At 73.8% G+C, this 19,559-nt stretch carries 13 protein-coding genes; 5 read left to right on the forward strand and 8 right to left on the reverse strand.

What is annotated here, in order from left to right:
- Window positions 1–69 precede the first annotated feature (69 nt).
- Entirely contained in the window at window positions 70–2,199 is a 2,130-nt protein-coding gene (locus BM165_RS24820; RefSeq protein WP_075014355.1) for a serine/threonine-protein kinase, read from the forward strand.
- A 2-nt stretch (window positions 2,200–2,201) separates the two neighbouring features.
- Here BM165_RS24820 and BM165_RS14965 read toward each other — a convergent pair whose 3' ends face one another.
- The 6 genes from BM165_RS14965 to BM165_RS14990 form a co-directional block, all read right to left on the reverse strand.
- A complete protein-coding gene (locus tag BM165_RS14965; protein ID WP_075014356.1) occupies window positions 2,202–3,290 on the reverse strand; it encodes an ABC transporter ATP-binding protein in 1,089 nt (362 codons plus the stop codon).
- A complete protein-coding gene (locus BM165_RS14970; RefSeq protein ID WP_244274241.1) occupies window positions 3,287–4,186 on the reverse strand; it encodes an ABC transporter permease subunit in 900 nt (299 codons plus the stop codon). Before BM165_RS14970 ends, BM165_RS14965 begins: the two co-directional genes overlap by 4 nt.
- Complete coding sequence (locus BM165_RS14975; protein ID WP_244274242.1) at window positions 4,183–5,106, reverse strand: ABC transporter permease; 924 nt, start codon at window positions 5,104–5,106, stop codon at window positions 4,183–4,185. The genes BM165_RS14970 and BM165_RS14975 overlap by 4 nt, the downstream gene beginning before the upstream one ends.
- On the reverse strand, window positions 5,082–6,212 hold the full coding sequence (locus BM165_RS14980) for an ABC transporter substrate-binding protein (RefSeq protein ID WP_244274243.1): 1,131 nt from the start codon (window positions 6,210–6,212) through the stop codon (window positions 5,082–5,084). Before BM165_RS14980 ends, BM165_RS14975 begins: the two co-directional genes overlap by 25 nt.
- A gap of 152 nt (window positions 6,213–6,364) precedes the next feature.
- Entirely contained in the window at window positions 6,365–7,153 is a 789-nt protein-coding gene (locus BM165_RS14985; RefSeq protein ID WP_075014549.1) for an enoyl-CoA hydratase/isomerase family protein, read from the reverse strand.
- Between the two features lie 27 nt (window positions 7,154–7,180).
- On the reverse strand, window positions 7,181–8,014 hold the full coding sequence (locus tag BM165_RS14990; RefSeq protein WP_244274244.1) for an ABC transporter ATP-binding protein: 834 nt from the start codon (window positions 8,012–8,014) through the stop codon (window positions 7,181–7,183).
- 63 nt (window positions 8,015–8,077) lie between these two features.
- On the opposite strand from BM165_RS14990, the gene glgX reads away from it, so the two are divergent.
- Window positions 8,078–10,222, forward strand: a complete 2,145-nt coding sequence (glgX, locus tag BM165_RS14995; RefSeq protein WP_075014358.1) for a glycogen debranching protein GlgX — start codon at window positions 8,078–8,080, stop codon at window positions 10,220–10,222.
- 140 nt (window positions 10,223–10,362) lie between these two features.
- Here glgX and BM165_RS15000 read toward each other — a convergent pair whose 3' ends face one another.
- Together BM165_RS15000 and glgP are read right to left on the reverse strand one after the other, a co-directional pair.
- Window positions 10,363–11,376, reverse strand: coding sequence for an FHA domain-containing protein (locus BM165_RS15000; RefSeq protein WP_075014359.1), 1,014 nt, complete (start codon window positions 11,374–11,376; stop codon window positions 10,363–10,365).
- Window positions 11,377–11,494: 118 nt separating this feature from the next.
- Window positions 11,495–14,041 (reverse strand): alpha-glucan family phosphorylase, encoded by a 2,547-nt coding sequence (gene glgP, locus BM165_RS15005; RefSeq protein WP_075014360.1) that lies wholly within the window; start codon window positions 14,039–14,041, stop codon window positions 11,495–11,497.
- A 142-nt stretch (window positions 14,042–14,183) separates the two neighbouring features.
- Between glgP and BM165_RS15010 the strand changes: the two genes are divergently transcribed.
- Genes BM165_RS15010 through BM165_RS15020 form a run of 3 tightly spaced genes read left to right on the forward strand, consistent with a single transcriptional unit; the run spans window position 14,184 to window position 19,499 of the window.
- A complete protein-coding gene (locus BM165_RS15010; protein WP_075014361.1) occupies window positions 14,184–16,211 on the forward strand; it encodes an alpha-1,4-glucan--maltose-1-phosphate maltosyltransferase in 2,028 nt (675 codons plus the stop codon).
- A 49-nt stretch (window positions 16,212–16,260) separates the two neighbouring features.
- A complete protein-coding gene (gene treS / locus BM165_RS15015) occupies window positions 16,261–18,111 on the forward strand; it encodes a maltose alpha-D-glucosyltransferase (protein WP_075014362.1) in 1,851 nt (616 codons plus the stop codon).
- Entirely contained in the window at window positions 18,108–19,499 is a 1,392-nt protein-coding gene (locus tag BM165_RS15020; RefSeq protein ID WP_075014363.1) for a maltokinase N-terminal cap-like domain-containing protein, read from the forward strand. Before treS ends, BM165_RS15020 begins: the two co-directional genes overlap by 4 nt.
- Window positions 19,500–19,559 lie beyond the last annotated feature (60 nt).

Below are 19,559 nucleotides of genomic sequence, written 5' to 3' on the forward strand. Positions count from 1 at the left end.
TACCCTCCGCCCGACCCGGAGGTCCGACGTCCGGCCCGCGATCCGCCCGGACAGCCGAGGAGCACATCCATGCCGCGAGAGTTCGGCCGCTACCTGCTCGAGGAGGTGGTCGGCGCCGGCGGCATGGGCGAGGTGTGGCGGGCGCGCGACACCCGCTTCGACCGGCTCGTCGCCCTCAAGCTCCTGCCGGAGTCGCTCAACCGCGACGCGGAGTTCGCCTCCCGGTTCCGCCGCGAGTCGCACGTCGCCGCCCGGCTGCGCGAGCCGCACGTCGTCCCGATCCACGACTTCGGCGAGATCGACGGCCGGCTCTACATCGACATGCGGCTGGTCGACGGCCGCGACCTCGGCCGCATCCTCGAGGACGGCCCGCTCCCGCCCGAGCGCGCACTCACCCTGCTGGGCCAGGTCGCCGACGCCCTCGAGGCCGCGCACGCCGACGGGCTCGTCCACCGCGACGTCAAGCCGAGCAACGTGCTGGTGACCGCCAACGACTTCGTCTACGTCGTCGACTTCGGCATCGCCCGCTCGGTCGGCAGCACGCGCACCTCGCTGACCATCACCGGCGCCACGGTCGGGACGCTCGACTACATGGCGCCCGAGCGGTTCACCGACCAGCCGATCGACGGCCGGGTCGACGTCTACTCGCTGGCCTGCGTCCTCGCCCAGACCCTCACCGCGCGCAAGCCCTTCGGCGGCGAGGACCTGCCCGCGCTGCTCTACGCGCACCTCTACACCGAGCCACCGCGGCCGAGCGAGGTGGTGCCCGGACTGCCCCGCGCACTGGACGACGTCGTCGCGCGCGGGATGGCGAAGCGGCCCGAGGACCGGTACGCCACCCCCGGTGCGCTGGTCGCGGCGGCCCGGGAGGCCCTGAAGGAGTCGCCGGCGCGGACCGCCCGGCCTCCCGTCACGCCTCTCGCGACGCCGACCGTCCCCGGTGACCGGCCGGTGCCGGCCGCGGCGCCGACGGTCCTCGGCGTGCAGTCGGGCGACGGCGGGCACAGCTCGGTGCAGCAGCTCGTGCCCGCTCCGCCGGGTCGTCCGGGTCCACCGGCCGCGGGCGGGCCGCCCCGCCGGGGGCGGGCCCGCCAGGTCGCGCTGGCCGCCGCCCTGGTGCTGCTGCTGGCCGGCGGTGGCCTCACCTGGTGGCTCTGGCCGCGCGCGGAGGACGCCGGCTCCGCGGCCGCAGGGTCGACGGCGGCGGCGACGACGGCCCCGGGGACGCTGGCCCCCGACTCGACCGGGACACCGCCGCGGCCGAGCCCGGCGACGGCCACGAGCGTGGCGGTGCCCACCCAGCTCGGTGAACCCGTCCCGGTGCCACCGACGCCGGGGTTCATCGCGGTCGCGCCGAACGGGCGCTACGCCTACATCGCCCACCGCGCGGAGGGCATCGTCAGCGTCCTCGACACCAACTCGCTGCAGGTCGTGTCCCGCATCGTCATCGACGCCGGCCCGCCGCAGTTCGTCACCTTCTCCCCCGACGGCAGCCGGGCCTACGTCACGGTCACCAACGCCGACTACACCGAGAACCACGTGGCCTTCGTCGAGACAGCCAGCAACCGGGTGCTCAGCACGGTGGAGGTCGGCCTGCGTCCCTACGCGCCGCAGACCTCCCCCGACGGGCGGCTGCTGTACGTGCCGCTGCACGACGAGGGCCGGGTCGAGGTGCTCGACACCGCGACGGCCACGGAGGTCGGCTCCTACGAGGTCCCCCGCAACCCGCACTGGATCGCCGTCTCGGCCGACGGGACGCGCGCCTGGACGGCCAATCACGAGTCGAACGTGCTCTCGGTGCTGGACCTGGCCGACGGCGGCCGGGTGCTGCAGCAGATCCCCGCTGGGGTCTCACCGCACAGCGTTGCGGTCTCCCCCGACGGCACCCGCGTCGCCGTCGTCGCCTTCGACAGCAGCGACGTCCACGTCATCGACACCGCGACCGGGGACGTCGTGGGTACCGGGCCGGTCGGCGCGCGCCCCCAGGACCTCACGTGGGCGCCGGACGGCCGGCGCTTCTACACCGCCGACGTCGAGGGGGACACGATGTCGGTGGTCGACGCCGAGACCCTCGCGGTGACGGCCAGCCCCGTCACCGGCGACGGGCCGACGAGCGTCGCGGTCTCCCCCGACGGGCGCCGCGCCTACGTCACCAACCTCAACGACGCGACGGTGGTGGTCTACCAGCTCACCGCGTGACCTCAGTCCGCGGCGGAGGACTCCACGAGCGCCGGCCGCTCGGCAGGGGTGACGGTGACCGACGTCCCCGGCGTCAGGCCCTGGCTGCCGGCGCTGGGGACGTCGGCGCGCACCTCGACGCCGTCGGGCAGCGCGACCGCCAGCCGGGTGGTGGCCCCGGAGAAGGTCCGGGTGACGACGCGGCCGGCCCCGCGAGGGTCGGCCTCGACCGACAGCGCCTCGGGCCGCACCAGGGCGTACGCGGGCCCCGGGGGCGGCGTGGCGCCGAGCACCTCGCGGCGCACCCCGAGGAACTCGACGTCGCCGTCGCCGAGGACGGCGGGGATGCGGTTCATCGTGCCGACGAAGCCGGCCACGAACGCCGTCGCCGGCCGCTCGTAGAGGTCGTCGGGCGAGGCGACCTGCTCCAGCCGCCCCTCGCGCATGACGCCGACGCGGTCGGCCACCGACAGCGCCTCGGCCTGGTCGTGGGTGACGAAGACCGTGGTGGTGCCGAGCTCGAGCTGGATGCGCCGGATCTCCTCGCGCAGCTGCACGCGCACCTGGGCGTCGAGGGCCGACAGGGGCTCGTCGAGCAGCAGCACCTGCGGAGCCACCGCCAGCGCCCGGGCGAGGGCCACCCGCTGCTGCTGGCCGCCGGAGAGCTGGTGGGGGTAGCGCCCGCCGCGGTCGGCGAGGCCGACCAGCTCGAGCAGCTCGGCCGCCCGGCCGGCCCGCTCGGCCTTGTCGCGGCGGCGCACGCGCAGCCCGTAGGCGACGTTCTCGGCCACGGTCATGTTCGGGAAGAGGCTGTAGGCCTGGAACACCATGCCGACGTCGCGCTTGGACGGCGGGGTGCCGGTGACGTCGCGGCGGTCGAACCACACCCGCCCGGCGTCGGGGACCTCGAAGCCGGCGATCGCCCGCAGGGCCGTCGTCTTGCCGCAGCCCGACGGCCCGAGCAGGGCGAGGAACTCCCCGCCGGCGATCTCGAGGTCGAGCCCGTCGAGGGCGAGGACGGAGCCGTAGCGGCGGGTCAGCCCCTCCAGCCGGACGGCGACCCCGGGGGCCTCGCGCAGGTCGGCGGGGGCGGCCGGGCGGACGGCGGTCATGCGGGGTCCTCCTCGCGGCGCCGGCGGTCCAGCGCGGAGATCAGCAGCAGCAGCGCCCAGGTGAGCAGCAGGGACAGCACCGAGACGGCGACCGACAGCTGCGGTTGCGAGCCGGAGATCCGCACGATCCAGGTGGGGAAGGTCTCGAAGCCCAGGATGTTGGCGACGGTGAACTCGCCGAGCACCAGCGCCAGGGTGAGGAAGGCGGCGTTGAGCACCGAGGTGCGCAGCACCGGCAGCACCACGGTCAGCATCACCCGCGGCCAGGACGCACCGAGCACCCGAGCCGCCTCGGTGAGCGTGCGCAGCTGCGCGCCGCGCACGCCGGCGTCGAGCGCCCGGTACACGAACGGCAGCGCCAGCACGACGTAGACGAGCACGAGGATCCAGGGCAGCGCGGGCTCCTGGAGGGCGAAGAACGCCTCGGCCAGCGGCGTGCGGAAGAAGTACTCCGGCGCCCAGGCGAGCACGCTGCGCACGCCGACCACCAGCGCGATCGGCGGCAGCAGCAGCGGCACGAGCGTCAGCAGTTCCACCAGCGGGCGCAGCCGCGGGAGCCGCAGCTCCACCAGCACCACGGTGGGCACCATGAGCAGCAGCGCGATGAGCACGGTCAGCGCACCCAGCGCGAGCGAGCGGCCGAAGTTCTCGGCGAACCCCTCCGCCGTCGGGATGCCCGCGTAGACGTCGGCGCTGACCCCGCCGCGCGCCCGGTCGCGCACGGTGAACCACACCGAGGCCGCCAGTGGCACCAGGAAGTACAGACCGAGGACGGCGAAGACGACCCAGCGCCACCAGCCACGGCTGCGGCGGGCGGCCCGCACCGGCGTCTCCGGGTCGACCCCGCCGGCGCCGGCGACCGCAGCGGTGGACACACCGGTCGTGGTGGCGCTCATGCCAACCACCGCGACGTCCGCCGCTGTACCCACGTGTAGAAGACCATGACCAGCCCGACGAGCACGACCATGCCGAGGGCGAGCGCCTTGCCCAGGTTCTCCGCGCCGACGACGACGTTGCTCGACAGCGAGTCGGCGATCTGCAGCGTCACCAGGGGCACGCTGCTGCCCACCAGCGCCTTGGCCGTGGCGTAGGCGGCGAACGCCGAGGCGAACAGCAGCATCGTGGCGCCGAGCACCGGCGGGGCGAGGACCGGTCCGCCCACGTGCCGCCAGTACTGCCAGCCGCTGGCCCCGAGCACGTCCGCGGCCTCGCGCCACTGCGGCCGCAGCGCCTCGATGGCCGGGATGATCGTCAGCACCATGAGCGGGACCAGGAAGTACAGGTAGACCACCGCCAGCCCGGCCATGGAGTACAGGGAGAACCCGTCGAGGCCCAGCGGGCCGGTGAGCAGCGCCGTCACCACCCCGGCGTTGCCGATGGTGGCGAGGAAGGCGAAGGCCAGCGGCACGCCGCCGAAGTTGGCGAGCACGCCGGAGGCGGTGAGCACCAGCCGGCGCAGCAGCCGGCCCCGGCGGCTGGTGACGATCGCGAAGGCCAACGCCAGCCCGAGGACGGCGCCGAGCACGGCCGTGATCGCCGACAGCCGCAGGCTGCCGAGGTAGGCGCGGGCGTAGGCGCCCCCGGTGACGGTGCCGAGGTTCGCCGTCGACCAGGACTCCTCGAAGGTGACCGGGTCCACGGCGCGGAAGGCCTCCACGGCCAGCACGCCGACCGGCAGCAGCAGGAAGACCGCGATGTAGAGCAGGAACGGGAGGAGCCCCAGCGCGGGCAGCAGACCGCCGCGCCGGCGCCCCCTGCGGGACGCCGGCGCGGCGGGGACGGTCGCGGTGCTCAGCCGGAGATCTCCTGGTTCCACCGGGTGGCGACCACCTGCTGGGCGGCGCTCTCCTGCTCCTGGGTCGGGAACTCCGCGGTGCCCTCGACCGGCGGCAGGGCGGCCAGCGCCTCGGCGTCGGCGGTGCCGGCCTCCTGCATCGCGGGCAGGCGCACCGGGCGGGCGCCGCCGGCCAGGTAGAGGTTCTGGCCGCGGTCGCTGTAGAGGAACTCCTGCCACAGCCGTGCGGCGGCCGGGTGCGGGGCGTAGGCGCTGATCGCCTGGCTGTAGTAGCCGCCGAACAGGCCGTCCGAGGGGACGGCGACCTGCCACTCGACGCCCTCCGCGGCGAGGGTCTCGGTCAGCCCGGCGTTGAGGTAGTCCCAGTCGATCGCCAGCGGGGTCTCACCGCTCTGGATGGTGGCCGGGGTGATCTCGACGGGGTTGAAGTTGCCGACCTCCTTGACCTGGGCGAAGAAGTCGATGCCCGGGCCGATGTCGTCGAGGCTGCCACCGTTGGCCAGCGACGCCGCCCAGACACCGGAGAACGCGGCCGCGGCCTGGGTCGGGTTGCCGTTGAGCGCGACCTGGCCGGCGTACTGCGGGTCGAGCAGGTCGGCGAAGCTGGTCGGGCACTCGGCGATCACCGTGGCGTTGCAGCCGATGGAGATGTAGCCGCCGTAGTCGTTGTACCAGTGGCCGTCGGGGTCCTTCTGGCCCTCGGGGATCTCGTCCCAGGTCTCCACCTGGTAGGGCGCGAGCAGGTCCTGAGCCTGCGCCTGGCGGGCGAAGGCGGTGCCGAGGTCCAGGACGTCGGGTGCGCGGTCCTGGCCGCGCTGGCTCTCGACGGCGTTGAGCTCGTCCTGGCTGGAGCCGTCGGGCGAGGCGCTGTTGACGGTGATCCCGTACTCCTCCTCGAAGGTGGAGATGATCTCGCCGTAGTTCGCCCAGTCCGGGGGCAGCGCGATGACGTTGAGCTCTCCCTCGGCCTGCGCGGCCTCGACGAGGGCGTCCATGCCGCCGAGGTCCTCGGCCGAGCGGGCCGACGCGGCGTCCGAGTCGCCCCCGGAGCCGCCGGAGCCGCCGGAGCCGCCGTCGTCACCCCCGCCTCCGCAGGCCGACAGCGCGAGGGTCGCGACCGCCAGCACGGTCGCGGTCCTCAGGGCGGGAGTGGATCGCACGGGTCCTCCAGGGGGAGCGGGACGAGGTGGCCGGAAGGCCCTGGGCATGGTGACAGAACCGGACCGTCCGCAGGACCGGATGCGGTGACGGTCGCGCGAACAGTCGGCGACGCGCCCGCTCAGCGGCCGGAGAACGTCGCCTTCCCGGGGCCGTTCTCGAGGAAGGAGCGCATGCCGGTCCGCTGGTCCTCGGTGTCGAACAGCCCGGCGAACAGGCGGCTCTCCAGCTCCAGACCCTGCTCGATCGGCAGCTCGAGGCCCTCGTCGACGGCCCGCTTGCCGGCGGCCAGCGCGAGCGGCGGGCCGGCGGCGAACTTCCGGGCCATCGCGACGGCGGTGTCGTACACCTCGGCGTCGGGGACGACGGCGTCGGCCAGGCCGATCTCCAGCGCCTCCTCCGCGCCCACGTGCCGGCCGGTGAAGACGAGGTCCTTGGCCTTCGCCGGGCCGACCAGGCGGGCCAGCCGCTGGGTGCCGCCGGCACCGGGGATGACGCCGAGCAGGATCTCCGGCTGCCCGACCTTGGCGCTCGCGCCCATCACCCGGAAGTCGGCGCACAGCGCGAGCTCGTAGCCGCCGCCGAGGGCGTACCCGGTGATGGCGGCGATCACCGGCTTGGGGATGCGCGCCACGGTGGTGAAGCTGTCGGTCAGCTCCCGGCCCCAGGAGGCCATCGCGGCGCCGTCGAGCTGCGACATCGCCTTGATGTCCGCGCCGGCGGCGAAGACCCGCTCGCCGCCGTAGAGGACGACGGCGCGCACGTCGGCCCGCTCGCCGGCCTCCAACGCCGCGGCGCGCACCTCGAGGTACAGCTGCTCGTCGATCGCGTTCATCTTGGGGCGGTCGAGGCGGATCGTGCCGACGCCGTCCTCCACCGACAGGGTCACGAACTCGGGCGCTGCTGCCATGCCGGGCACCCTAGCCAGGCCGCCGGGTCAGCGTCGGCGGGCGGTGTACCGGCCGCCGGGGCGCTCGAGGGTCAGCGGCAGGCCGAAGGTCTGCGACAGCGCCTCCCCGTTGAGCACCTGCGCCAGCGGCCCGGAGGCGACGACGGCCCCCTCGCGCAGCAGCAGCGCGTGCGTGTACCCCGGCGGGATCTCCTCGACGTGGTGGGTCACCAGCACCTGTGCCGGGGCGGACGGCGAGCCGGCGAGCGCGGCCAGCCGGGCGACGAGGTCCTCGCGGCCGCCGAGGTCGAGGCCGGCCCCGGGCTCGTCGAGCAGCAGCAGCTCGGGGTCGGTCATGAGCGCGCGGGCGATCTGCACCCGCTTGCGCTCGCCCTCGCTCAGCGTGCCGAAGGAGCGGTGGGCGACGGCCTGCACGCCCCACTGGTGCATCAGCGCCGCCGCCCGGGTGAGGTCGTCGATGTCGTAGCGCTCCCGGCCGCGCCCCACGACGGCGTAGCCGGCCGACAGGACGACGTCGCCGGTGCGCTCCCCCGGCTGGATCCGCTGGGCCAGCGCGGCGCTGGTCAGCCCGATCCGCGGGCGCAGCTCGAACACGTCGACCGCGCCCATCGTCTCGCCGAGCAGCCGCACCTCGCCGCGGGTCGGGTGCATGTGCGCCCCGGCCAGCTGCAGCAGCGTCGTCTTGCCGGCGCCGTTGGGCCCGAGGACCACCCAGCGCTGGTCGGGCAGGACGCTCCAGCCGATCCCGCGCAGCAGGTGCGCGGTGCCGCGGACGACGTCCACCCCGCGCATCTCGACGACCGGCTCGGGTCCGGCGGCACCGGGGGACGGACCACCGCTCGACACGGCACTGATCGACACGGGCCCATCCAACCAACTCCCCGGTTCCCTCCGCCCGGCGAGCCGACCGTGCAGTATCGCCGGGTGAGCAGACCCGAGGACGGCCACGGCGCCGCGGAGGTGTGGCCGGGCTCCCCCGCGCCCCTGGGTGCGCACTGGGACGGCACCGGCACGAATTTCGCCCTGTGGTCGGCCGGCGCGACCGCCGTCGACCTGTGCCTGTTCGACGCCGACGGCACCGAGCACCGGCACCGGCTGCGGGAGACCACCCACCAGGTGTGGCACGGGCGGCTGCCCGGGGTGGGCCCCGGCCAGCGCTACGGGTACCGGGTGCACGGCCCCCACGACCCCGGTGCCGGAGCGCGGTGGAACCCCGCCAAGCTGCTGCTCGACCCCTACGCGCGCGCCGTCGACGGCGAGCTGACCCTCGACCCGGCGCTGTTCGGCTCGCGCCTCGACGCCCCCGGCTCCCCCGACGCCCGCGACTCCGCGCCGTTCGTGCCGCGCGGCGTCGTCGTGCACGACTCCTTCCCCTGGGACGGCGACCCGCGGCCGGTGACGCCGTGGTCGGACACCGTCATCTACGAGGTGCACGTCAAGGGCGCGACGATGCGCCACCCCGACGTCCCGCCGGCGCTGCGCGGCACCTACGCGGGCCTGGCGCACCCGGCGTTCGTCGAGCACCTGCGCTCGCTCGGGGTCACCGCCGTCGAGCTGCTGCCGGTGCACCACTTCGTCAGCGAGCCGCACCTGCTGCGCCGCGGGCTGACCAACTACTGGGGCTACAACACCCTCGGCTACTTCGCCCCGCACGCCGCCTACAGCTCGGCCGGGTCCGGCGGGGCGCAGGTCACCGAGTTCAAGGCGATGGTCAAGGCCCTGCACGAGGCGGGCATCGAGGTCGTGCTCGACGTCGTCTACAACCACACCGCCGAGGGCGACGCGACCGGGCCGACGCTGTCGCTGCGGGGCGTCGACAACCCCGGCTACTACCGGCTCGACGGCGCCAACCCCGCCCGCTACACCGACTACACCGGCTGCGGGAACACCCTCGACGTCCGCCGCCCCCAGGTGCTGGCGATGCTCATGGACTCGCTGCGCTACTGGGTCACCGAGATGCACGTCGACGGCTTCCGGTTCGACCTCGCCGCGGCGCTGGCCCGGTCGATGCACGACGTCGACCGGCTCTCGGCGTTCTTCGACGTCGTCCACCAGGACCCGGTGGTCAGCCGGGTCAAGCTCATCGCCGAGCCGTGGGACATCGGCGAGGGCGGCTACCAGGTGGGCAACTTCCCGCCGCTGTGGACGGAGTGGAACGGCAAGTACCGCGACACCGTGCGCGACGTGTGGTCCGGCGCGCACGTCGGCGTGCGCGACCTCGCCTACCGGCTCACCGGCTCCTCGGACCTCTACCGCTCCGACGGGCGCCGCCCCTTCGCCAGCGTCAACTTCGTCACCGCCCACGACGGGTTCCCGCTCGCCGACCTGGTCGCCTACGAGCACAAGCGCAACGAGGCCAACGGCGAGGACAACCGCGACGGCGAGAGCCACAACCGCAACTGGAACTGCGGCGTCGAGGGGCCAACCGACGACCCCGCGGTGCTCGCGCTGCGCGCGCGGCAGGTCCGCAACCACCTGGCCACGCTGCTGCTGTCGACCGGCGTGCCGATGCTGACCGCCGGCGACGAGCTCGGCCGCACCCAGGGCGGCAACAACAACGCCTACTGCCAGGACAACGAGGTGTCCTGGATCGACTGGGACGGCGTGGACGAGGACCTGGTGGCCTTCGTCCGCCGGCTGGTGCAGGTCCGCCGCGAGTCGCCGGTGCTGCGGCAGGAGGCGTTCTTCGAGGGGCACGAGATCCCCGCCACCGGCGGCACCCGCGACGTCGCCTGGTTCGCCCCGGCCGGCGGCCAGCTGACCACCGCGGACTGGTTCGACACCGGCCTGCAGACGGTCGGCATGTACCTCGACGGCCGGGCCATCCGGCACCGCGACGAACGCGGCCGGCCGGTGGTCGACGACTCCTACCTCGTGCAGCTGCACGCCGGGCCCGCGCCGGTGACCGTGCAGCTGCCGGGGGCGCCGTGGGCCGACGGCTACGAGTTCGTCGTCAGCAGCGAGTACCCGACCGGGGCGCCGCCGCGGCCGGCCGTCGTCGCGCCCGGGCCGATCGAGGTGCCCCCGCGCACCGTGTGGCTGCTGCGCGTCCTCCGCCGTCCCGCATGATCAGCTGAGCTGATCGGGCTGCGTCCTGGCTCACCGTCGACGGTGAGCCAGGACGCTCCAGGGTGAGCCAGGACGGCGGACGGCGCCCGCAGATGCCTCGGGCCCGGTCCCCCGAGGGAACCGGGCCCGGACCGCGCGTCCTACTCCGGCTGCTCGTAGGTGATGACGGTCCAGCCGAGCAGCAGCCGGTCGCCGTCGGCGAGCGGGTGGGCGACGCCGGGCTCGAGCTGGGTCCACTCGGTGGCCTCCGGCCCGGCGACGTGCGTGCCGTTGAGCGAGCCGAGGTCGGTGAGGGTGACCTCGCGGCCCGAGCGCTGGATCGCGGCGTGCGCCGACGACAGCACGTTCTGCGTGTCGGCGATCGGCACGGGGCGGGCGTTGCCGGCGGTGACCAGCTCGTGGCTGTCGGGCCGGCGGCCGAGGACGAGGTCCTCGTCGACGGTGACCACCAGGCCGTCGTCGAAGCGCAGCACCGGCGCGGAGGCGGTGTCGGGCTTCCAGAACGCCGTCTCCTCGCCCTCGTCGGCGCGGCCGCCCGACCCCAGCACCGAGGAGCCGGTCGAGCCGTAGGACGGGGCGCCCGAGCCGCCGTAGGAGGGGGCCGCGGCGAAGCCGGCGTCGGAGCCTGCCGTGAAGGACGACGGCGCGGCCGCGGCGGCCGGCGGCGCGGCCACGGCGCCGGCGTGCGCCGAGGCGACGAGGTGCAGCAGCGCGCCCGAGCCGGGGACGGTGCCGTGGTGCAGGTCGTAGGCGACGCCGGGCGACATCGACGGCGCAGCCTGGCCGGGGCCGACGTAGAGCGTCGCGCCGAGCGGGAACCCGGCCGCGACGCTGCAGCCGTCGGCCGGCTGGCCGGAGACGGGCACGCCGTCGACGGCGGGCTGGCCCTTGCCCGACCACAGCGCCACGCCGGTGCCGGAGCCCCCGTCGGTGTCGACGAGGACCAGGGCGAAGGACGCCGAGCTGCCGCCCAGCGCGGGGACCTGGGAGGCGACGGCGGCCAGCACGCGGTCCGCGCCGGGGCCGGCGACGCCCAGGCAGGCGTGGAGGGCGGCGACGAGGGCCGGCGAGCCCGGAGCGTCGACCCAGAGCAGTCCCCCGCCGCGTCGCGCGACGACGGCGTCTCCGGGCAGGACTTCACAGCGGTCGGGCATGCGCGCAGCCTAGTGACACCTGCGGGTACCGCGCGGTCCGGCGGCACCGCCACGCCGGTCACCGCTCCCCGTGGGGGAGCTGCGACCGGCGGGACGGTTGTGGTCCGCAGTCCTCCGGTTACGCGCTGCGGACCAGCCCGAGCTCGGCGGGGCCGGCCAGGTGCTCGGAGTGCGGCAGCACGCGCACGGTGTAGCCGAACGCGCCGGTGCGCTCCAACGGCAGGGTGGCGGTGAACCAGTGCCGGGAGCCCTCGGTCTGCTCGTGCACCATCGGCACCGTCGTGACCTCGTGCAGGCCGTCGGCGTCGTCGACCCGCCCGTAGGCCGCCTGCACCTCGACGTCGCCCGGGGTCAGGTGCGGCAGCTCGACCTCGGCGCGCAGCGCCAGCGTCGAGCCGATCTCGGGGGTGTCGCCGGCACCGGTGGCCTCCACGTGCGCCACCCGCACGCCGGTCCAGCTCTCCAGCACCCGAGCCCGCCACTGCGCCTCGGTCCGCGCGGGCGCGTACCCGGCATCGGCCATCGTCCGGGCCGAGCCCGCGGCCGGCACGTACAGCTGCTCGGTGTAGTCGCGCACCATGCGGGTGGCCAGCACCTTCGGGCCGGTCTCGCGCAGGGTGTGCCGCACCATCTCGACCCAGCGGGTGGGGATGCCGTCGCGGTCGGTCTCGTAGAACCGCGGCAGCACCTGGGTCGACAGCAGGTCGTAGATGGCGCGCGCCTCGACGTCGTCGCGGCGGTCGGGGTCGGTGACGCCGTCGGCTGTGGGGATGGCCCAGCCGTTCTGGCCGTCGAACCACTCGTCCCACCAGCCGTCGCGGATGGAGAGGTTGAGCCCGCCGTTGAGCGCGGCCTTCATCCCCGAGGTGCCACAGGCCTCCAGCGGCCGCAGCGGGTTGTTCAGCCAGACGTCGCAGCCCCAGTAGAGGTAGCGGGCCATCCCGATGTCGTAGCCGGGCAGGAAGGCGATCCGGTGCCGGATGGCGGGGTCGTCGGCAAACTTCACCATGTGCTGGATGAGCTGCTTGCCGCCGTCGTCGGCCGGGTGGCTCTTGCCGGCGATGACCAGCTGGATCGGCCGCTCGTCGTCGAGGAGCAGGGCCCGCAGCCGCTCGGGATCGCGCAGCATCAGGGTCAGCCGCTTGTAGGACGGCACCCGGCGGGCGAAGCCGATGGTGAGCACGTCGGGGTCGAAGGCGCTGTCGGTCCAGCCGACCTCCGCCTCGGCCGAGCCGCGGGACAGCGCGGTCTCGCGCAGCCGGCGGCGGACCTCGTCCACCAGCCGGGCGCGCAGCATCCGGCGGGTCGCCCACAGCTCCGACGCGGGGATGCGGTCGACGCCGTCGAAGGACGCCGACCCCTGGCCCTCGAACGGGTCGCCGGTGGAGGTCTGGGTGCCCAGCTCCACCAGCTCGCGCGCCGTCCAGGTGGGGGCGTGCACACCGTTGGTGATCGAGCCGATCGGGACGTCGGTCTCGTCGAAGCCCGGCCACAGGCCGTTGAACATGCCGCGGCTGACGTGCCCGTGCAGCCGGCTGACGCCGTTGGCCCGCTGACCCAGCCGCAGGCCCATGTACGCCATGTTGAACTTCGCCGGGTCCTCCTCCGCGCCCAGCGGGATGAGGTGCTCGAGCGGGACGCCGAAGCCGGCGAAGTAGCGCTCGATCAGCGCCCGCGGGAAGCGGTCGATGCCGGCCGGGACGGGGGTGTGCGTGGTGAACACCGTGCCCGCCCGGACCGCCTGCAGCGCCTCGGCGAACGTCAGCCCGTGGGACTCGGTCAGCTCGCGGATCCGCTCGACGCCCTGGAAGCCGGCGTGACCCTCGTTGGCGTGGAACACCTCCGGCTGTGGGGTGCCGGTGAGCTGGCAGTAGGCGCGCAGCGCCCGCACCCCGCCGATGCCCAGCAGCATCTCCTGGCGCAGGCGGTGGTCCTCGTCGCCGCCGTAGAGCCGGTCGGTGACGCCGCGCTCGGCCGGGGTGTTCTCCTCGATGTCGCTGTCGAGCAGCAGCAGCGACACCCGGCCCACCTGCGCGCGCCACACGTGGGCGTGCAGGGTGCGGCCCTCGGGCAGCGGCACGGAGATGACGGCGGCCGACCCGTCGGGCTGGCGCAGCAGCTTGACCGGCAGGCCGTGCGGGTCCAGCGCCGGGTAGTGCTCGAGCTGCCAGCCGTCGGCCGACAGGCCCTGCTCGAAGTAGCCGGCGCGGTAGAGCAGGCCGACGCCGATGAGCGGCACGCCCAGGTCGGAGGCGGCCTTGAGGTGGTCGCCGGCGAGGATGCCCAGGCCGCCGGAGTACTGCGGCAGCACCTCGGTGATGCCGAACTCGGCGGAGAAGTAGGCGATGCTGCGGGGCGCCTCGGGCCCCAGCGACTGGTACCAGTGCTCGGAGGAGAGGTAGTCCTCGAGGTCGTCGACGACGTCCTGCAGCCGGCGGAGGAAGCGGCGGTCGGCCGACAGGGTGGCCAGCCGCTCGGCGGAGACCTCCCCGAGCACCTTGACCGGGTCGTTGTTGCACCGCCGCCACAGGTCCGGGTCGAGCGCCTCGAAGAGGTCCCTCGTCTCCGGGTGCCATGACCAGCGCAGGTTCATGACCAGCTGGGAGAGGGGCGTGAGCGCCTCGGGGAGGGACGCCCGGACGGTGAACCGACGGAGTGCTCGCACGCCGGGAGCCTAGCCACGGACCGCGGCCGGGACAGGTCGGAGGCGGCACCCCGCGGCCCCCGGTACCGGCCCCCGGCAGTCCGCCGGACGCCGCTCCGCGGCCGAGGTGTGGGCGGCCCCCGTCGTGGATAGCGTGGCCGGGATGACTCGCCGCCCTGACCTCCGCCTCGGCATCACCGATGTCGCCCCCGTCGTGTCGTGCGGGTCTTTCTCGGCCCGTGCCGTGGTCGGCGAGCACGTGCCGGTGACGGCCACCGTGTTCCGCGAGGGTCACGACGCCGTCGCGGCCGAGGTCGTCTGGACCGCGCCCGACGGGACCCGCGGGGCGTTCACCCGCATGCGCCGCTACGGCGAGCAGCCCGACCGCTGGATCGCCACGGTCGTCCCCGACCGCGAGGGCCGCTGGACCTTCCGGGTGGAGGCGTGGAGCGACCCGCTGGCCACCTGGCACCACGCCGTCGAGGTGAAGATCGACGCCGGTCAGGGCCCCGGTGAGCTGGCCAACGACCTCGAGGAGGGCGCCCGGCTGCTCGAGCGCGTGGCCGCCGACGCCGACGAGACCTGGCGCGCCCGGCTCACCGACGCCGCGGCCGCGCTGCGCGACCCCTCCCTCACCCTGCACGACCGGGTGGCGCCGGCGCTGGCGGCGGCCGTGCAGGAGTACCTCGACGCGCACCCCGTCCGCGAGCTGGTCACCCCGACGGCCGACCACGAGGTGTGGGTCGACCGCCGGCAGGCGCTCTACGGCTCCTGGTACGAGTTCTTCCCGCGCTCGGAGGGCCCGGTCGTGGGCGGCGAGCCGACGCACGGCACGTTCGCCACCGCCTCCGACCGGCTTCCGGCGATCGCCGAGATGGGCTTCGACGTCGTCTACCTGCCGCCGATCCACCCGATCGGCACGGTCAACCGCAAGGGCCCCAACACCGCCCAGTACCCCGGCGGCAACCCGCACGAGATCGGGCCCGACGACGTCGGCTCGCCGTGGGCGATCGGCAGCGCCGAGGGCGGCCACGACGCCGTCCACCCGCAGCTGGGCACGATGGACGACTTCCGCGCCTTCGTCGCCCGCACGCGGGGCCTGGGCATGGAGGTCGCCCTGGACCTCGCGCTGCAGGCCGCCCCCGACCACCCCTGGGTGGCCGAGCACCCCGAGTGGTTCACCACCAAGCCCGACGGCACCATCGCCTACGCGGAGAACCCGCCGAAGAAGTACCAGGACATCTACCCGGTCAACTTCGACAACGACCCCGAGGGCATCTACGCCGAGGTGCTGCGCGTCGTCCGGGTGTGGATGGACGCCGGCGTGCGGGTCTTCCGCGTCGACAACCCGCACACCAAGCCGCTGGACTTCTGGCACTGGCTGATCTGGACGGTCAAGGAGACCGACCCCGACGTGCTCTTCCTCGCCGAGGCCTTCACCCGGCCGGCGATGATGCACCAGCTCGCGCGGATCGGGTTCACGCAGTCCTACACGTACTTCACGTGGCGGACCGCGCGCGACGAGATCGAGGACTACGGCCGCGAGCTCGCCGAGAACGCGCACTACATGCGGCCCAACTTCTTCGTGAACACCCCCGACATCCTGCACGCGAGCCTGCAGTACGGCGGGCCGCCGATGTTCAAGATCCGGGCGGTGCTCGCGTCGATGCTCAGCCCGACCTGGGGCGTCTACTCCGGCTACGAGCTCTACGAGCACGTGGCGGTGCGGCCGGGCAGCGAGGAGTACCTCGACAGCGAGAAGTACCGGCTGCGCCCCCGCGACTGGGCCGGCGCGGAGGCCGCCGGCCGCAGCCTCGCCCCCTACCTGACACGGCTCAACGAGATCCGCCGGCAGCACCCCGCGCTGCAGCAGCTGCGCACCCTGCGGTTCCACGCGGTCGACAACCCGAACCTGATCTGCTTCTCCAAGACCGACCCCGGCTCGCAGGACGCGGTGCTGGTGGTCTGCGCCCTCGACAGCCACTCCCGCCAGATCGGGACGACGTCGCTGGACCTGCCGGCGCTGGGCCTGGACTGGCACGAGCGGTTCGCCGTCACCGACGAGCTCACCGGCGCCCGCTACGACTGGGGCCAGTTCAACTACGTCGAGCTCGACCCCTACTGGGAGCCCGCTCACGTCCTCTCGGTGCACCTCCCGCGGCCGGTGACCTGGCCGCCGCCGGTCGCCTGAGCGCCCGCCCCACCCCCGGACCACCCACACGCGAGGACGACCCGCACCGATGACGCTCCCCGTGCCCGACTCCCCCGACCGCGGCGCCGGCCTGCCCGCGCGCGGAACCGACCCGCTGTGGTTCCAGCGCGCCGTCTTCTACGAGGTGCTCGTCCGCGGCTTCGCCGACAGCAACGCCGACGGCATCGGCGACCTCCGCGGCATGATCGACAAACTCGACTACCTGCAGTGGCTCGGTGTCGACTGCCTGTGGCTGCCGCCGTTCTTCGCCTCGCCGCTGCGCGACGGCGGCTACGACGTCAGCGACTACACCGCGGTGCTGCCGGAGTTCGGCGACATCGAGGACTTCGAGGAGTTCCTCGGCGAGGCCCACCGCCGCGGCATCCGCGTGATCATCGACTTCGTCATGAACCACACCTCGGACCAGCACCCCTGGTTCCAGGCCAGCCGCAGCGACCCCGAGGGCCCCTACGGCGACTTCTACGTGTGGGCCGACGACGACACCGGCTACGCCGACGCACGGATCATCTTCGTCGACACCGAGAGCTCGAACTGGACGTTCGACCCGGTGCGCAAGCAGTACTTCTGGCACCGCTTCTTCTCCCACCAGCCCGACCTGAACTTCGAGAACCCGCGGGTGCAGGAGGCGATCATCGACGCCCTGCGCTTCTGGCTGGACCTGGGCATCGACGGCTTCCGGCTCGACGCCGTCCCCTACCTGTTCGAGGAGGAGGGGACCAACGGTGAGAACCTCCCCCGCACCCACGAGTTCCTCAAGCACGTGCGCAAGGTGGTCGACGCCGACTACCCCGACCGCGTGCTGCTGTGCGAGGCCAACCAGTGGCCGGCCGACGTCGTCGAGTACTTCGGCGAGAACGGCGACGAGTGCCAGATGGCCTTCCACTTCCCGGTGATGCCGCGCCTGTTCATGGCCGCCCGCCGGGAGCAGCGCTTCCCGATCTCGGAGATCATGGCGCAGACGCCGGCCATCCCCGACAACTGCCAGTGGGGCATCTTCCTGCGCAACCACGACGAGCTGACCCTCGAGATGGTCACCGACGAGGAGCGCGACTACATGTGGGCGGAGTACGCCAAGGACCCCCGCATGAAGGCCAACATCGGCATCCGCCGCCGGCTGGCGCCGCTGCTGGAGAACGATCTCAACACCCTCGAGCTGTTCAACGCGCTGCTGCTCTCGCTGCCCGGCTCGCCGGTCCTCTACTACGGTGACGAGATCGGGATGGGCGACAACATCTGGCTCGGCGACCGCGACGGCGTCCGCACACCGATGCAGTGGACGCCCGACCGCAACGGCGGCTTCTCCACCGCCGACCCGCAGCGGATGTACCTGCCGCTGAACCAGGACCCGGTCTACGGCTACCAGACCACCAACGTCGAGGCGCAGCTGCGCAACACCAACTCGATGCTGCAGTGGATCCGCCGGATGATCGCCGTCCGCAAGGAGCACCCGACCTTCGGGCGGGGCACCTACGAGGAGATCGGCTCGCGCAACCCCACGGTGCTGTCGTTCGTCCGCGAGTTCGGCGACGACATCGTGCTGTGCGTCAACAACCTCTCGCGCTTCCCGCAGCCGGTGGAGCTGGACCTGCGCCGCTTCGAGGGATACACCCCCGTCGAGCTCACCGGGCGGGTCGAGTTCCCGCAGATCGGCGTCCTGCCCTACATGCTCACCCTCGCCGGGCACGGCTTCTACTGGTTCGAGCTGTCCCGGCCCACCGAGCCGGTCGAGGTGCCGGCCGAACACGAGAGCACCGAGAGCAGCCCGCTGGCCGACTCGCTGCTGGCCTCCGGGCTGGTCCGCGAGGCCGAGGAGATCCCGGGCGGCAGCGACACCCGTACCGGAGCCGACGTCCCGACCAGCACCGGAGGTGCCCGATGAGCACAGCCCTCGCGGAGGTGCTGCGGGAGTGGATGCCCCACCAGCGCTGGTTCGGCGGCAAGGGCCGAGAGTGGGCCGAGGTCAGCGAGGAGGGGTTCTTCCTCTCCCGCAGTGAGCCGGTGGTCTCGGTGCACCGCGTGCGGGTCACCTACGCCGACGGCGCCGGGGAGACCTACCTGGTCCCCCTGTCGTGGCGGACCCACCCCGAGGAGGACCTCAGCTCGGCGTTCGTCGGCGCGGTGCCGGGCAAGGACGCCGAGGGCGCCGACCGGGAGAACTACGCCTACGACGCGATGCGCGACCGCGACGCCACCACGCCGTGGCTGACGCACCTGGTGGCGGCCTCGACCGTCGGCCCGATGCACTTCCACCCGGCCGGGGTCGCGCCCATCCCGGAGGGCGTTCCCGGCGACATCGTCTCCACCGAGCAGAGCAACACCTCGCTGGTCTACGGCCAGGACGCCATCTTCAAGCTGTTCCGCCGGCTCGACCCCGGGCTCAACCCCGACGTCGAGATCGGTGAGGCGCTGCGGCGGACGGAGAACCCGCACATCGCGCCGCTGCTCGGGCACGTCGAGATCGACGACCCCGACCCGGCGAACGAGCCCGCCACGGTCGCGATGCTGCAGACCTTCGTGCGGGGGGCCAGCGACGGGTGGCGGCTGGCCACGGCCAGCGTGCGCGACCTCTACGCCGAGGGCGACCTGCACGCCGACGAGGTCGGCGGGGACTTCGCCGCCGACAGCGAGCGGCTGGGCGCGGCCACCGCCTCGGTGCACGCCGACCTCGCCCGGGTGCTGCCCACCGAGCCGGCCGACCGCGAGTGGTTCACCGCCACCGCGGAGGCGATGCGGTCCCGGCTGGACGCGGCGCTGGCGGTCGTCCCGCAGCTCGAGGAGCACCTCGCCGGGCTGCGGGCGGTCTACGCGGCGGTGGCCGACAGCGGCGACGACGTCGTGCGCCAGCGGGTGCACGGCGACTACCACCTCGGCCAGGTGCTGCGGACGGCGACCGGCTGGGTGGTGCTGGACTTCGAGGGCGAGCCGGCCCGCCCGCTGGCCGAGCGGCGGCAGCTCGACAGCCCGCTGCGGGACGTCGCCGGCATGCTGCGCAGCTTCGACTACGCCGCACGTCACATGCTCGTCGAGCAACCCGACGACTCCCAGCGCGCGTACCGGGCGCAGGAGTGGGCAGTGCGCAACCGCGGCGCCTTCTGCACGGGCTACTCGGCGGCGAGCGGGATCGACCCGTGCGGGGACTCCCCGCTCCTGCGGGCCCTCGAGGCGGACAAGGCCGTGTACGAGTGCGTCTACGAGGCGCGCAACCGGCCGAACTGGCTGATGATCCCGCTGCAGTCCCTCTCCCGGCTCACCGCCGGGGAATCCTGAGGTCCCCTCCGGAGGACTCCCCCCAGGAGGACCCGGCACGGTGGACTCGGCACGGAGGAC

The sequence above is a fragment of the Geodermatophilus obscurus genome (genome assembly GCF_900115395.1).
Lineage (GTDB): Bacteria > Actinomycetota > Actinomycetes > Mycobacteriales > Geodermatophilaceae > Geodermatophilus > Geodermatophilus obscurus_B.

Bases quoted from the DNA above. Each gene is read 5' to 3' on its own strand.
- BM165_RS24820 (WP_075014355.1), top strand. From the start codon at position 70: ATGCCGCGAGAGTTCGGCCGCTACCTGCTCGAGGAGGTGGTCGGCGCC.
- BM165_RS14965 (WP_075014356.1), bottom strand. From the start codon at position 3,290: ATGACCGCCGTCCGCCCGGCCGCCCCCGCCGACCTGCGCGAGGCCCCC.
- BM165_RS14970 (WP_244274241.1), bottom strand. From the start codon at position 4,186: ATGAGCGCCACCACGACCGGTGTGTCCACCGCTGCGGTCGCCGGCGCC.
- BM165_RS14985 (WP_075014549.1), bottom strand. From the start codon at position 7,153: ATGGCAGCAGCGCCCGAGTTCGTGACCCTGTCGGTGGAGGACGGCGTC.
- BM165_RS15000 (WP_075014359.1), bottom strand. From the start codon at position 11,376: ATGCCCGACCGCTGTGAAGTCCTGCCCGGAGACGCCGTCGTCGCGCGA.
- BM165_RS15010 (WP_075014361.1), top strand. From the start codon at position 14,184: ATGACTCGCCGCCCTGACCTCCGCCTCGGCATCACCGATGTCGCCCCC.
- treS (WP_075014362.1), top strand. From the start codon at position 16,261: ATGACGCTCCCCGTGCCCGACTCCCCCGACCGCGGCGCCGGCCTGCCC.
- BM165_RS15020 (WP_075014363.1), top strand. From the start codon at position 18,108: ATGAGCACAGCCCTCGCGGAGGTGCTGCGGGAGTGGATGCCCCACCAG.